Source organism: Acidobacteriota bacterium (genome assembly GCA_030949985.1).
Taxonomy (GTDB): domain Bacteria; phylum Acidobacteriota; class Polarisedimenticolia; order J045; family J045; genus JALTMS01.
Genome location: JAUZRX010000001.1, coordinates 1 through 13,967, shown reverse-complemented (window position 1 = coordinate 13,967; position 13,967 = coordinate 1). Strand labels below are relative to the sequence as shown.

The window sequence follows — 13,967 nt, the reverse complement described above, 5'->3', positions numbered from 1 at the left end:
CGGTCAGTAGTCCAGGCGATCGAGACAGCGGTAGGACACCGCCTCGGCGATGTCCGCCACGGCGATCGCCTCCCGCCCCGCCAGGTCGGCCAGGGTGCGCGCCAGCTTGAGCAGGCGGTCGTGGGCCCGGGCCGAGAGCTGCAGGCGCTCCATCGCTGAGTCCAACGCCTTGCGGGCGGCGGGAATCAACGCGCAAGCCTGGGGCAAGTCCCGTGGCCGCAGGTGGGCGTTCGATGTCACTGCCCAGCGGCCGTTGCGCCGCACCTGCACCGCCCGGGCCGCGACCACCCGGCGGCGCACCTCCTCCGAGGGCTCTCCCGGCCGGGTGCGCGACAACTCCGCCGCACTGACCGCCCGCACGGGGACATGCATGTCGATTCGGTCCAGCAGGGGCCCGGAGATGCGCCCGCGGTAACGCCCCACGGCCCCGCTCGAACAGCGACATTCCCTGAGCGAGCAGCCATACCAGCCACAGGGACAGGGATTCATCGCCGCGGCGAGAATGAAGCGAGCGGGGAATCGTGCCCGACCGGCCACCCGCACGAGGGTCACCTCGCCGTCTTCCAGGGGTTGGCGCAGGTTTTCGAGCACATGCCGCGGAAACTCCGGTAGCTCGTCGAGGAAGAGCACACCGTGGGTCGCCAGGGAGACCTCGCCGGGGCGGGGCGGACTGCCCCCTCCGATCAGTCCGGCCGGCGAGACGCTGTGGTGGGGGGCCCGGAAGGGCCGCTGTTCGACCAGCCCCCCTCCCGCGGGAATCACCCCCGCCGCGGAGTGGATGCGGGTGACCTCGAGAGCCTCCCCCCGGGTCATCGGGGGCAGGATCGTGGCCAGGCGCCGGGCGAGCAGGGTCTTGCCCGAGCCGGGCGGGCCGATCAGCAGCAGGTTGTGCCCGCCGGCGGCAGCCACCTCGAGGGCCCGGCGGGCGGCGTGCTGACCCCGCACCTCCGCCAGGTCGAGGCCCGCGTCAGTCGAGGCCCGGACCGGTTCCGGCCAGGGCGCCAGCGCCTCGCCGTCGCCCCGCAAATAGCCTGCGGCGTCACCCAGGGTGCGAGCCGCCAGCACCTCGAGGCCGTCCACCTGGGCGGCCTCCCGAGCCGCGGCGGGGGCCACCAGGAGGCGCGCGAAGCCATGCTGCCGGGCGGTGAGGGCGGCGGAGAGCGTGCCGGGGGCCGGACGCAGGCTGCCATCGAGACCCACTTCGGCATAGGCCAGAAGGCCTTCCACGGCTTCCCTGAGGGGGGGCGCATGGAGGGCCATCACCGCCAGGCAGATCGGCAGATCGAGCCCGGTGCCGGTCTTGCGCACCCGGGCGGGAGCCAGGTTGATCAGGACGGCCTGCTCGCCGTCGCCCTTCCACAGTCCGTGAGACTGGAGGGCCAGGCGCAGGCGATCCCGGGCCTCCCGGACCTCCGATTCCGCCTGGCCGATGATCGTCGACCGCGATGTGCCCACCGAGCGGGCCGCCTGGACCTCCACCTGGATGCCGTCGATGCCGAAGAGCGCGGCGCCGTAAGCCCGAGCCACCACCGGCCGATGCCGCATCGGCTGCCTCCTTTCCAGCAGGCACGGTAACCCGGCGCCCGCGCCGGGGACGGCCCGGCTCCGGGGCGGCATCCCGGGATCGGGAACTTGGGCGGGCGTGGCGCCCTCAGCAGCCGGCGCGCAGAAGCAGCGACAGAGCGTAGACCTCGGACTCGATCGTTTTCTGGGCTTCCACCAGCGCGCCGATCATCGCCTTGAGATAGGTCCTGTCGTCCTGGTGCTGCTCGGCCAGGAGTTCGACCGGATGGGGAGCGGCGCTGCGCTGGTCTCCGAGAGCTTGCCGGACGGCTTCGCAATCGATGAAGCCTTCGGCCACCGCAATCTCGCCGAAACGCATGTCGGGAGCCTCTGCCTGGCGCTCGAGGACCCGCCGGACTTGACTCACAGTCAATACCCTCTTCCTGAGCAGTACCTCCCCCATCGGCGGACGCCTCTGCTCACACTGCCGTTGAAGTTGGCGCCACTGGTCTTCAGTCGCCAGTCCCCGCTCGACAATCAGCCCCATCAGGGAACGCGCTTTCGCGGAAATCCCGGTCGTCGTCATCGCAGTCCGCACTCCCATCGCCGGAAACCCCCTTTTGCGCAAGACTCACCGACCGGCAGCAGAGAAACTTGAGTGCGGATCCGCTTCAATCTATGAACTTTTCACAGGCAAATATATTACTGAACCGTCAGGCGGTCGCCGGGATGGATCGTCTGGTCCGGCCGTATGTTGTTCAGCCGGCAGAGGGTGTCCACGCTCACGCCGTAGCGGTGGGCGATGCGATAGAGGGATTCCCCCCGCCGCACCACGTGCACCCGGCCCGTGCCCCCCCCCGTGTTCCCGGCTTTCCGCGCCGCGGCCGCCTGGACGGGCGCCGGGGGGAGGCGCAGGCGCTGGCCGGGCGAGAGCACCGACCGACGCCCGAGACCGTTGGCCCGCATCAACGCCGAGAGGCTGACCCCGTAGCGCCTGGAAATGTCCCACAGCGTATCGCCCCGACGGACCACGTGAATGCGTCCCGAGGTCGACGCGGGCTCGACAGACGCGGCAGCGGACCGGGAGCCGGAAACCCGCAGACTCTGGCCGGCGTAGATGCGCGTCGATCGCCCCAGGCCGTTCCACTGCTGGAGGTGGGCGACGGTCACTCCGAAACGACGGGCGATCTGGGCCAGGGTATCCCCCCGACGCACCGTGTAGCGACCGTCGGCGTCGGCCCTCATCTGCCGCGAAGAAGACCTCGAAGGGGCCGGACCGCGGGGAATTTCCAGCACGCGACCGATCGACAGCAGGGTGCGCCGGCCCATGCCGTTGGCCAGTTGGATCGCGCGCACGCTGGTACCGTAGCGCCGGGCCAGGGTCGAGAGGGTGTCTCCCCGGCGCACCCGGTGAAGCTGCTTGACGATCCACTGGTCACGCGGAATCGCCGCCAGCTTCTCGGCAAAACCCGCCGCGTGCCCCGGGGGGACCTTGAGTTCGTAGTCGGGGTACTTGGGCGGCGTCTGGCCGCGGCGCAGGGCCGGATTGAGTTCCCGCAGGATGCGGGCCTCGGTGCCGGCGGCCCGGGCGAGGACCTCCAGGTCGGCCTGAGCGGGCACACGGACCGTCTCCCAGGCCAGGGGTTCGTCCTTGACCAGGTCGGTGTAGCCGAAGCGGGCGGGATCCTTCGAAATCAGCGTCGCCGCCAGGATCGCCGGAACGTAGTTGCGGGTCTCCCGGCGGAAGAAGCGGCGCCGGGCCATGGCCCAGAAATCGCGGGTCTTGGCGCGCCGGATGGTCCTCCGGACGCGGCCCTCTCCACCGTTGTAGGCGGCGAGGGCCAGGTACCAGTCGCCGAACTCCGCGTAGAGATCCCGCAGGTAGGTGGCGGCAGCCCGACAGGACTTCTCCGGCTCGGCCCGCTCGTCGATCCACCAGTCCACCCGCAGGCCGTAGCGCCGGCCGGTGGAGGCGATGAACTGGAAAATGCCCCGGGCGCGGGCGCGGGAGTAGGCGGAAGTCTTGAAGCCGCTCTCCACGTGAGCCAGGTAGATCAGATCCTGGGGAATGCCCTCCTCAGCGAAGATTTCCCGGAAGCGCTGCTCGTACCGACCCGAGCGGCGCAGGCTCGACTCGAACCACTTGCCGAGCTTGCCCCCCTTCCGGTAGACCTCGAGCCAGGCCAGGACCCGGTCGTTGACCTCGACCGGATAGTCCGGAGTCACCGCCTCGGCAGCGCCCTCCACCTCCGCCAGGTGGGAAGGATCGAGGGCGGGCTCGGGAGCATCGAGCAACCCCTCGAGGCGCTGGGCGCTCTTCTCGGCGGTCGCCGCGTAGCGCTGCTCCCGGGAAGCGGCCACCTCGAGCATCTTGTCGGCTTCGGCCTCGATGGCCCGCAGGCGCCCGGTCAGGGCCGGGTCTCGGGTCGCCAGGGGCGCGAGCCGGGCGATGGCCCGGTCCCAGCTCTCCCGGGCCTCGTCCAGCAGCCCCACTCGCAGTTGCTGGCGGGCCAGCACCACCAGGCGCGCAACCTCCGCCAGGACTTCCTCCTGCCCCGGGACATCGGTGGCGGCCTGCGCCGTGTCGACCTGCGGCTGGGCCGCCGGCGGGGGCGCCGAGCGCATCACGCAACCGCTGAAAGTCGCGATCAGAACGAACGAGAAAAGAGCAAGGAAGAACGCTCCGAATGATTTCGGACGGCTCCCGGGGGTCGGCGTCGCTGAATCGGGCAAGATCGGTACACTCCGGGCGCGGCCCTGGGATCGAGGGCGTCGGACAGGGACGAATATAGGCGACGGATTCCCGTACCGTCAACGAAGGGGCGGATCCCCCCGGCACTGATGTTGACGTGGACCGGAGGCTCCCCCTACTCTGGTCGTCCCAGCTCACAACAGACAACAGTCTCTTTTCCCTGCGGACGGAGGTAGATCCCATCATGGCAAGAGTTTCCGGCGGCCGCTCGAGTCGTCCCATCCCCGACCCCACCCAGGTGGACAAAGGCAAGGCCATCGAAATGGCCGTCGGCCAGATCGAACGCCAGTTCGGCAAGGGCGCGGTGATGCGCCTCGGCTCGGACCGCAAGCTCGACGTGCCGGCGATCTCCACCGGTTCGCTCTCCATCGACTGGGCCCTGGGCATCGGGGGCTTTCCCCGGGGCCGGGTGATCGAGGTCTACGGCCCCGAGTCCTCCGGAAAGACCACCCTTGCCCTGTCGGTGATCGCCCAGGCCCAGAAAAAGGGCGGCATGGCGGCCTTCATCGACGCCGAGCACGCCCTCGACCCGATCTACGCGGGCAAGCTGGGCGTCGACGTGGACAACCTGCTGGTCTCCCAGCCCGATAGCGGCGAACAGGCCCTCGAGATCGCCGAAGTCCTGGTACGCTCGGGCGCCCTCGACGTGCTGGTGGTCGATTCGGTGGCGGCCCTCGTGCCCCGGGCCGAGCTGGAAGGCGAGATGGGCGACAGCCACGTGGGCCTCCAGGCCCGGCTGATGAGCCAGGCCCTGCGCAAGCTGACCGGCATCGTCTCGAAATCCCGCACCTCGATGGTCTTCATCAACCAGCTCCGCGAGAAGGTGGGCGTGATGTTCGGCAGCCCCGAGACCACCTCGGGTGGCCGGGCCCTGAAGTTCTACGCCAGCCAACGGATCGACATCCGCCGCATCGGCGCGCTGAAGGACGGCGACGTGGTGGTGGGCAACCGCACCAAGATCCGGGTGGTCAAGAACAAGCTGGCCGCCCCCTTCCGCCAGGTCGAGTTCGACATCCTCTACAACCAGGGAATCTCCCGCGAAGGCGACCTGATCGACCTGGGCCTGGCCCACGACCTGGTCCAGAAATCCGGCTCCTGGCTCAGCGCGGGGGATATCCGTCTCGGCCAGGGCCGTGAGAACGCGCGCCAGTTCCTCCGGGAGAACACCGACGTCGCCCTCGAGCTGGAAACCAAGCTGCGCGAGCGACTGGACCTGGTGCCCCCGGCCCCGGCCTCCGCCGAGCCGGCGCAGGAGGCCAAAGCGGACGTGGTCCCGCCGCCTGAAACCCCTCGCCGGCGCCCCGGCGCCCGGGCCTGACGGGCGGCGTCGGCGGGGACCTCGGGCGGGCGGGCCCGCCGGCTTGACGCCGGGCCCGCCTGCCTCTAGAGTCTGTCGGTCTCCGGCCTTGCCCAGGTAGCTCAGTTGGTAGAGCACGTGACTGAAAATCACGGTGTCGGTGGTTCGATTCCGCCCCTGGGCACCACTCTCGTCGCTCCGTATCGCTGCTCCTGACTCGGTGCTGCCTCGCACCACGGACAGCGTTTCCAACTGGATTCGGCAGGCCGTCGACATTGGGGACACAGGGGCTGGATACTCTCTCCGCAACAGGAGCAAAGCCGGTAAGAAGGCTCGAGGGCGGCCCGGCAGTTGGAGCAGGGGCCGCCGGCCGGCGTGGCTGGCGCCGGAGGCTGTCGGGGCGCGGCGGCGAATACGGACTCGCGGATGGCGAGGATGTAGATGACCAGCCCCACGATCGACGTGAAGAAGACCACCAGGCCCCAGAGAAAGCCGCTGGCCCCACGACGATTGGCGTCGAAGGCGACCCGGAGGGCCAGGACCAGTTGCAGCAGCCAGCCGAGGGACCCGAAGCCAAACAGGAGGGGGAAGATCCGCGCGGGTCGGCCGAACAGCGCCGCACCGTGATGATCCATCCCCCTCGCGGCGCGCAGCCATAGAGCCCCAGGGGCCCGTGCAGAGTCCAGAACATCGGGACCAGCAGCCAGAACAGGGCCACGGGCACGACGACCCACAGCAGCATGCGAGATCCGTAGATCGAGCAGGGAGGGCCGCAATCCCAGCTCCGCCACGAGTTGCTCGTTGATCTCGCGAAAGAGGGCCGGCGCTTCCTGTTCGAGTTCCGTCAGGGCATTGAACAGGGCGAGTTGGCGCTCGTAGCAGGCCTTCTCCGGAGAAGGTGGAGCACTGTCATCGAAGGCCGACCAGACCGGGATGAAGCGCCAGGGGGGATCCCCCTCCCCTTGATCATCCCCTGGAACATGTGGCGGAAGAGCTGGCGATCCCCATCGCCGAGAGTCGCTTCCGACGGTCGGGAGCGCCGCACCGCGGCAGCGCAGGTCCTTTCCCTTCTCACCTCCTCCAGAGGACTCCAGGGCATTTCGAACAGCGACGATGTAGAACGCCAGCCGTGTCGGCGGGAGGGCCTGCCCCTCGCCGACCGCCGCCGGCAGGTCCTCCAGCCCAGGCTCTTGCGCCGCCACTGCGATCCGGGCCCGGTAGGACTCACGATCGGGATGCTCCTCGAAGACGACCCCCTGCTCGCGTTCCATGTAGAAGGTCAGTGCGAGCAGCAATTCGTCCGGGTCGAGGGCCACCCGTCGGACCCGCCCGCAAATAGATCGCCCCGCCTGAATCCGTGGCAGGACTCGCCGTGAACAGGCGGCCGCCGTCGTCGATGCCGATGTAGGGGGCTGGTGACAGGGCCACAGAAGAGACCAGGCAAGCCAGAACGCAACAGGCAGAGAGCAGAGTCTTCATCACGGGCCCCCCTCCCCCCCCGATGCTTTCACAGAACGCTGTGAACGAGAAGTCCCGAATTGCCATTCTTCCTTCCTTCATTTCTGAGAGAGAAAAGGCGCGCGATGGAAACCGCGCCCCCTTGCGTTCCGCCCCCCTCAGCGCTGCAGGAACTCCCTCAGGCAACCCAGCGCCGGATCGCGATCGATCCGCAGGGAGTTGTGGGTAGCCCCGGGAACCGGGCACCAGCGCTTGTCTTTCGAGCCGGCCGCGTCGAAGAGACGACGGCCGAACACCGGAGGCACGATGCGATCTTCGCCGGCGTGCAGGGCCAGCAGCGGGGCGCGAAGATCGCCAATGCGATCGATGGGCTGGGGGCGCCGCGCGGCCAGGGCAGGGTCCGGGCGAACGCGCAGCAGCCAGCGCAAGTACCAGGGCGCCATCTTCCGCCAGGAGGGAATCACATCGGAGGCGGCGCTGGGCGCTCCTTCGAGAATCAGCCCCGCCACCGGGCGGGAGACGGCGGTCTCGATAGCTGCCAGCGACCCAATGGAGCGACCGTAGATCACCGGAAGCCCGGCGCCTTCCGGCTGGACTTCTTCCAGGTGGTCGTAGATGACGGCGCCATCGTAGGCGATCGTCCCCAGGGTGGCCCTGCCGTCACTGAATCCATACCCCCGGTAGTCGAAGGCCAGCACGTTGACGTCCAGGTTGTCGGCCATCCAGTGCAGGCGCCAGGCGATGCGCAGAAGACTCTCCTGGTTGCCGGGAAAGTAGATCAGCGTGCGCAGGTTGCCCGGACGCTCGAGGTACCATCCACGCAGGGCCCGGCCTGCGGCGCCTCCCGGCAGGGGTAACTCCACGTTGCGCCGCGTGACGGCCTCGGCCAGCGGGGGGAGAGGCGGGCTCGGAGGCAGGAGCAGGTCGCTTTCCCGCACCCTGCGGGTGCGGGAGAGCGAGAGCAGGGCCGGCACGACTCCGAACAGCCTGCGGAACACCAGGGTCTACCCGCCGTCCTCGACCTCGAGGCGGCGGTCGATGACCATCTCGGCCTTGACCTTCTCGACGCCCCGCACGCGACGGGCCACCTTCACCGCCCGCCGCATCTCCTTCTTCGAGCGGACGTAGCCGCGCAGGGTGATGACGCCCAGGTGGGCATGGACCTTGACCCGCAGGGCGGAGACCTCGCGGTCGGCCGCGAGGGCGGCCTTCACCCGGGCCACCAGTGCCGCATCAGTGACCACATCTCTGGCATCCCGGTCCTTGTCGGCTGCGGCGGCGCCGGCCACCGCGCCGCCGCCGGCACCCACGGCGATCCAGATGCAACCCGTCGCCGGCAGGGCTATGCCGGCCAGCCCGAGGGCCACAGCGAGCACGAGACAGGAAGCAGCGTTGTATCGACGCACGAAAGCACTCCTTGGGTTCGGTCACGTCCGGGCGCCCATCATACCGGGCTCCGCTTCTCCCGGCAGTGGGAGACCCGGCTTGTTCCCGGCTCCCGCCGGAGGTTGCCCGGCGCGACAATCGCAGCCACCCGCCCGGGAAGGCGGCGGGCCCGGTCCGGTCACCGGCACCCGGACCAGAACGTGTCCAGCCGGTTGGAGGAAACCCTGTGAAACGATGGCCCCTGATCCCGATGCTGCTTCTTGGCGCGCTGATCCCGCCCCTGGCGGGAGCCGCCACCGTCTCCACCGATCTCTACCTGGCCGATGCCGAGCTGCGTGTCGACCGCGCGGGGCGGGTCGTCCTGCTGATCGACCGCGTCGACCGCGGAGAGCCCGGCCAGGTCGACATGGCCCTGGTCTACGAGCCCCAACAACCGCTGCCGCCGATGGCGCCTCGCCGCTGGAAGGATGTTGCGATCGAAGATACGCGAACCCTCCACGGCCGGTCGATGCAGATCGCCTCCGCAACGGCTCCACCGGTTCGGCTGCGGCTCGAGGTGGCCGCGCAACGCGGAACGGTCACCGAGCGGCGCCGCATCGACGAGCAGATCATCGACCTGCGGGGCGGCGTGGCCTTGCTGGAGGTCGGCGGCCGCCTGTTGCGCGACCGGGGCGGCGAGCTGGAACCGCCTCCCGGCTTCGCCGAGGCTGAAACCGCCCACCTGGTCACCTCCCGAGGCCTCCCCGGCAGCGCCCCCCAGGCCGTCGGGGGATCCTGCGGCTCCGGCGCATCGAGCTGCAGCGTCAACTGCCGGGGGAACATCCTCGGCCTGAGCATCGGCGACGACTGCGCGATTCAGTGCAAGAAGGGCTTTTCGGCCTGTTGCGAATGCACCGGATGGCTGGGCGAGCACGCCTCGTGCACCTGCACTCTCGATCAGAGCGCAGGGGACGAGCTCTCCCCCGAAATCGGTGGCGGAGATGAGGGAAGCCGGTAGTCCGCCTCTTTCAGGCTCCAGGCCCCGTCGCGCTCCGGCCGGCGGGGCCTCCTTTTTCCCCGAGCCTCCGGCAGGGTATGCTGACTGGCGCGAACACACGAGGAGCCCTCCATGAACGACGCCCCCTTCAACCTTTCCATCGACGACCGGCGCCTGGCCGAGCGTTCCCGTGCCCACCTCGAGCGCGTCGTCGCCATCGACAGCCAGAGCGACGAGAATTCCGCGAGCATCCCCAGTACTCCCGGCCAGAAGGAGCTGGCGGACTTCGTCGGTGAGTTCTTCGAGCGCCAGGGGGCCCGGGTGGAGCGAGACGATTACGCCAACGTGATCGCCACCATCGAGGGTCGGGGAGTCGGTGCGGCGAAACCGCCGGTGGCGATGATGGTCCACCTCGACACATCCAAAGGGACCGCCAACCCACCCCGACTCGAGATGATCGAGGCCTGGGATGGCTCGCGCATTCCCTTCCCCGCCAACGACCGCCTGTGGGTCGACGTGGAGACCTATCCCGCGACCCGGGAGTACCTGGGCCACGATATCCTCTTCGGACCCGGCACGGCTCCGGTGGGCCTCGACGACAAGCTGGGCCTGGCTCACCTGATGAGCCTGGTGGAGGTGCTCGCCGAGCATCCCGACCTGCCCCATCCGCCCCTGGTGCTGATCGGCCGGCCCGACGAGGAGATCGGTCGTCACGCTGCGGTGGAGAGTCTCTCCAGGCTGCTGGCCGAGCGGGGAGTGACCTTCGGCTTCACCATCGACGGCTTCCTGCCCTACGAGGCCAACGTCGCCAATTTCAACGCATCCCAGGCCGGCGTGACGTTCCCTCCCACCGCCCTGCCCGGCGCCCCCGTCACAGGCCGGCTGATTCCCGTGACGATCCACGGCGTGACGACCCACGGCTGCACCGCGCGGGAAGAAGGCTATCGCTCGGCGACCCGCCTGGGCACCGAAGTGCTCACCCGCCTCGAAGACGCCGGCCTGGTACCCGCCAAGGTGGCTCCGGTGAGTTTCGTCACCAGCGACGAACGGGAATGCAACGCTGAACTCGGCTTCCTCGTGGCCGACGCCGAGGCCGAAGCCGCGCTGTCCGCCGCCCTGGAGGCCGTTGTCACGCCACACCAGCGGCGCGGGGCAAGCTGGTCGGTGAGTCCGGCCCGGCCGGCTCCCGCCAGCGTCGATGGCGCCACCCTGCAGATGCTCCATTTCGTGGGCGATTTCATCGCCTCCGACCCCGGCTTCGTGCTGCTTTCCGAAGACTCTTCCGACGACGAGGGGTACTCGAATCCTTACCGCGCCTTGCCCCTGGACACCGGCGGCCTGCGTCTCGACGTGCGCCTGCGCGACTTCAGCGAAGAGGGATTGCGCCGGCGCGAAGAGCATGTCTCCCGCCTCGCCGCCGAGCGCAGCCTGGACTGTACCGTCACACAGCAGTACGTGAACATGGCCCCGCGCATGAAGGACCATCCCTACCTGGTCGACCTGCCCCGCCGCGCGGCGGCGCTGGTGGGCGCCGAGGTGCGGGTGCGACCGATTCGGGGCGGCACGGGAGTCGATCCCTTCCTCGACCAGGGTATTCCCATCGCCAACCTGGGCACCGGTTACTTCGCCCTGGAAAGCGAGAAAGAGTTCACCTCGATGCAGTACCTGGCCGGACATTGCCGCTGGCTCGCCGCCCTGTTGCAAGTCATCGCCACGAGCTGAATGGCCCCGCACGGCCGCACACCGCGCCACCTTCGGCCCCGGCCAGCCACCCACTCCCGCAGCCGCTTTCGCGCGAGGCACCGCGCTTGCGGGGAAGCCGGCACACCCGACGGGACTCGTCGTCTTCCCGGTGCGACTTCGTTCCGTCGGGTGCACGGACCTTGACTAATCGCGCTACTCACACCGAACCGATGGATCGACGGACTGCCAGGCCGAAGTTCCACGGATGAACGACCAGAACGCGCCACCCATTCAAGTGTTTTGGCGACCTCAGTCCGTCACGGTACCGGGTAAAGAGTCTCTGGCCGGCAGTTTTCCCCGAGCAAGTCGAACGCCCGTCGCTGAAAGGTTTCGGGGCAAGTCGTCTGCTCGAAGGTCACGGTCGACTTGCGACGTCGCTGGTCACCTTCCGGCCCCTCCTCAACGAAAAGGAGGCGGGCAAGGGCGCGGGTCATGTGCCACCCGACGTAGCAGGCCAGCATGCCAAGGAAGACGTGGGCACGCACACGCTCCTCGAGACGATGGTGAATCGGACGAATCCTGAGATCGATCGTCTTCATCGCGCGAAAAGCATGACCAGCATGTGACAAGCTCTTGCAGGCGCGCACCATCATTTTTGAGCGTGGCAAACCCAACCTGACCCACCCGGCAACCGGACACTGACCCACCGGGGGTGGGGGAAGACTCGCCCTCATCGATGCGGAGCTGTGGTGTGCAGGAAACACCCCCACGGGCGTGGGGAAGACCCTGGCCACGATCCCGACCGGGGAGCAGGCCCGGTTCATGGACAAGCAGGGCCACGTCGGACTGCACGGGATCAACGCGATCCGACTGGCGATCTTCATTCGCACCTTCGGCGACGACTACGGCGAGCGAGTCCTCCGGGCCATGCTCGAGAGCCCAGGAGAGGCCAAGAAGAACCTTGAACGGGCCATGTTCACGGCCCTCCCGCGGCTCGCCAAGCTCCGGGGCGTCATTGACCAGAACGGTCTCGACCCGTCCTTCGACATCACTTGGGACATCGCGGCCGCCATCGACGTATACCAGCGCCTGAGGCGGAACGGAACGCTGGTCTCCGACTACCTGGCCCAGCAATCGCTCACGGATCGCGAGTTGTCTCCGTTCCAGGAGCAGCTCCTGTCGATGATCGACGCCAATGCCCGTCGCGGCTCCCAGATAGGCAAGGCCTTCGACGCCTACGTCAACGAGGCTCTCAAGCAGCCGCCCCCAGGGCAGGGGAGCCTCGGGCTGATCGGGCCCCCAACAAAGGAGCAGATCTGGGAGAGCGCCACCGCATCCGTCGACCTCGATGAGCCCACCGGCGCTCTTTTCCAGGACTCCGCGATCCCGCCGATGCCGCAGAAGCCGCCGGCCGATGGCCGCACAGTGGAGGACTTGCGCGCGTACGGGAAGCCGCTCAACGAGTGGCTGACTGCCGTGGTCGAGGCTGGCGAGGTGCGTTTCGAGCTGGACCGGTCTGACGGATCTGGCACTGTCATCGTGCATCGCACGATCGACCCGGAGTCGGAGGGCGGCCCCTGGCGCATGACATGGATCGCGCCGGACTCGGGGCCGACTGGGCACATGGTCTTCCGCTCGTACAGGGAGGCCGTGCGGGAAGCTGCGTATGAAGGGGACATCTCTCAACGGCGGGTGGCCAGGAAGGAGCTTGCCCAGGACCAGCGACCGGCGCCGTTCCTGGACGTGGACGCGATCCTGGCGATGGGCGACGAGCAGGCCGTCGGGGCGATCCAAGAGGCGATCGGGGCCACGCACGGGCAGGCCCTGGAGGCGTGGTCTGGAGCTACGCCCCAGCAGAGGCAAGAGCTGGTAGAGGTTTACCCCAGCGTTGCAAAACCACGCTTCCACTTTCCCGCCTCGAGCTGGCGTAGAGGTGGGTTCTCGCCCAGATAGCGGATCTCCACCGCTGGTCCGGGAACTTCACCGCTCGTGAACTCTGGAACCAGATGGATACCTGCCGTCATTCGCCAGATACGACCCATCAACAGTCGTTCCCGGAGAATCCAGAGCCTAGTTTCTGCAACTGCGGAGTTTACTCACAGGCGCTAGCGGACCAGGAGTCTTACGGCGCGGCTGTCGATGGCCTGGCTTCCGCCGTCGGCGACCGGGTGAAGATGGCGCGCATCAAGACAATCTCGCGTGTGCTTCGCAAGGCGAACGCCGACTACGCTGGGAGCGTGGTCCACGTGATGGACGTACTCCACTCGACGGTCGTGGTCGAGTCTGTCGATGCCGCGTACGCGGCAGGAGAACTGATCCGGGCGGAGTTGTCAGTCGCCAATACCGGCGACAAGGAGCGGTTCAAAGACCGCATCACGAATCCGACTCCGGCCGGCCACATGAACATCCTGACCAACGTGGTCCTGCCGAGTAGGATCATCGCGGAGATCCAGGTCAATCATCCGAGGATGCAGGCTGCGAAGGACCAGGCCCACAGCCTCTATGCCCAGCAGCAGGAGGCCGAAGGCCGTGGGGACATGGAAGAGGCTGATCGGCTGCTCGCTGAACAGCGGTCGATCTACGTTCCGGCCGGCGAGGAGTTCCTTGCGGCGCGCTCTGACATTGACTTGACAGAAGCGTCGACCAGGCTGCGCCAGTCGCTCTCGTCGATCGGATCGGGGAGGGACCCTGAAACCCTGTCGGTCGGACGCAGCTCGCCGCCGAACGCGGAAAACCGCCCTTCGCCGGGGATGGCCACGATGGGCGCGCCCTCGGAATCGAAGAATCGCGTGCCCTCGGGGAAGACTTCTGGGATGGGGCGTGGCTCAGACATGGATGCCACCTCCACCGAAAATTTACAGCCGTCCACGCAGGATGACAAGGGCACCGAGGGGGATGGATTCGACATGTTC

11 protein-coding genes and 1 tRNA gene are annotated in these 13,967 nt (G+C 68.3%); 6 read left to right on the top strand and 6 right to left on the bottom strand.

Going from position 1 to position 13,967, the window contains the following annotated elements:
* Nucleotides 1-3: 3 nt before the first annotated feature.
* From Q9Q40_00060 to Q9Q40_00050, 3 genes are all read right to left on the bottom strand, one after another.
* Nucleotides 4-1,545 carry a YifB family Mg chelatase-like AAA ATPase gene (locus Q9Q40_00060; GenBank protein MDQ7005607.1) on the bottom strand — a complete coding sequence of 514 codons (1,542 nt, stop codon included), beginning with the start codon at nucleotides 1,543-1,545 and terminating at the stop codon, nucleotides 4-6.
* 106 nt (nucleotides 1,546-1,651) lie between these two features.
* Nucleotides 1,652-2,089 carry a hypothetical protein gene (locus Q9Q40_00055; protein ID MDQ7005606.1) on the bottom strand — a complete coding sequence of 146 codons (438 nt, stop codon included), beginning with the start codon at nucleotides 2,087-2,089 and terminating at the stop codon, nucleotides 1,652-1,654.
* Nucleotides 2,090-2,205: 116 nt separating this feature from the next.
* Nucleotides 2,206-4,128 (bottom strand): LysM peptidoglycan-binding domain-containing protein, encoded by a 1,923-nt coding sequence (locus tag Q9Q40_00050; protein ID MDQ7005605.1) that lies wholly within the window; start codon nucleotides 4,126-4,128, stop codon nucleotides 2,206-2,208.
* A gap of 311 nt (nucleotides 4,129-4,439) precedes the next feature.
* Here Q9Q40_00050 and recA point away from each other — a divergent pair, with 311 nt between their 5' ends.
* Both recA and Q9Q40_00040 read left to right on the top strand, forming a co-directional pair.
* Nucleotides 4,440-5,573 carry a recombinase RecA gene (recA, locus tag Q9Q40_00045; protein MDQ7005604.1) on the top strand — a complete coding sequence of 378 codons (1,134 nt, stop codon included), beginning with the start codon at nucleotides 4,440-4,442 and terminating at the stop codon, nucleotides 5,571-5,573.
* 90 nt (nucleotides 5,574-5,663) lie between these two features.
* Nucleotides 5,664-5,739: transfer RNA gene (locus tag Q9Q40_00040), tRNA-Phe, on the top strand.
* Between the two features lie 1,429 nt (nucleotides 5,740-7,168).
* On the opposite strand, the gene Q9Q40_00035 is transcribed toward Q9Q40_00040, so the two are convergent.
* The gene (locus Q9Q40_00035) at nucleotides 7,169-8,008 is read right to left on the bottom strand and encodes an alpha/beta hydrolase (GenBank protein MDQ7005603.1); all 840 of its coding nucleotides are present in this window, start codon (nucleotides 8,006-8,008) and stop codon (nucleotides 7,169-7,171) included.
* 6 nt (nucleotides 8,009-8,014) lie between these two features.
* Nucleotides 8,015-8,416, bottom strand: a complete 402-nt coding sequence (locus Q9Q40_00030) for a BON domain-containing protein (GenBank protein MDQ7005602.1) — start codon at nucleotides 8,414-8,416, stop codon at nucleotides 8,015-8,017.
* A gap of 206 nt (nucleotides 8,417-8,622) precedes the next feature.
* Between Q9Q40_00030 and Q9Q40_00025 the strand changes: the two genes are divergently transcribed.
* On the top strand, nucleotides 8,623-9,393 hold the full coding sequence (locus Q9Q40_00025) for a hypothetical protein (protein MDQ7005601.1): 771 nt from the start codon (nucleotides 8,623-8,625) through the stop codon (nucleotides 9,391-9,393).
* Nucleotides 9,394-9,504: 111 nt separating this feature from the next.
* A complete protein-coding gene (locus tag Q9Q40_00020; protein ID MDQ7005600.1) occupies nucleotides 9,505-11,094 on the top strand; it encodes a M20/M25/M40 family metallo-hydrolase in 1,590 nt (529 codons plus the stop codon).
* A 278-nt stretch (nucleotides 11,095-11,372) separates the two neighbouring features.
* Here the strand turns inward: Q9Q40_00020 and Q9Q40_00015 are convergent, their stop codons facing one another.
* Nucleotides 11,373-11,654, bottom strand: coding sequence for a hypothetical protein (locus Q9Q40_00015; protein ID MDQ7005599.1), 282 nt, complete (start codon nucleotides 11,652-11,654; stop codon nucleotides 11,373-11,375).
* A 175-nt stretch (nucleotides 11,655-11,829) separates the two neighbouring features.
* Between Q9Q40_00015 and Q9Q40_00010 the strand changes: the two genes are divergently transcribed.
* The gene (locus tag Q9Q40_00010) at nucleotides 11,830-13,008 is read left to right on the top strand and encodes a hypothetical protein (GenBank protein MDQ7005598.1); all 1,179 of its coding nucleotides are present in this window, start codon (nucleotides 11,830-11,832) and stop codon (nucleotides 13,006-13,008) included.
* Between the two features lie 221 nt (nucleotides 13,009-13,229).
* The coding region (locus tag Q9Q40_00005) for a hypothetical protein (protein MDQ7005597.1) at nucleotides 13,230-13,967 on the top strand (738 nt) is incomplete at its 3' end.

What these genes read in the sequence shown, in the direction of transcription:
- Q9Q40_00050 (MDQ7005605.1), bottom strand. Translation starts at nt 4,128, where the DNA reads ATGCGCTCGGCGCCCCCGCCGGCGGCCCAGCCGCAGGTCGACACGGCG.
- recA (MDQ7005604.1), top strand. Translation starts at nt 4,440, where the DNA reads ATGGCAAGAGTTTCCGGCGGCCGCTCGAGTCGTCCCATCCCCGACCCC.
- Q9Q40_00015 (MDQ7005599.1), bottom strand. Translation starts at nt 11,654, where the DNA reads ATGAAGACGATCGATCTCAGGATTCGTCCGATTCACCATCGTCTCGAG.
- Q9Q40_00060 (MDQ7005607.1), bottom strand. Translation starts at nt 1,545, where the DNA reads ATGCGGCATCGGCCGGTGGTGGCTCGGGCTTACGGCGCCGCGCTCTTC.
- Q9Q40_00020 (MDQ7005600.1), top strand. Translation starts at nt 9,505, where the DNA reads ATGAACGACGCCCCCTTCAACCTTTCCATCGACGACCGGCGCCTGGCC.
- Q9Q40_00055 (MDQ7005606.1), bottom strand. Translation starts at nt 2,089, where the DNA reads ATGACGACGACCGGGATTTCCGCGAAAGCGCGTTCCCTGATGGGGCTG.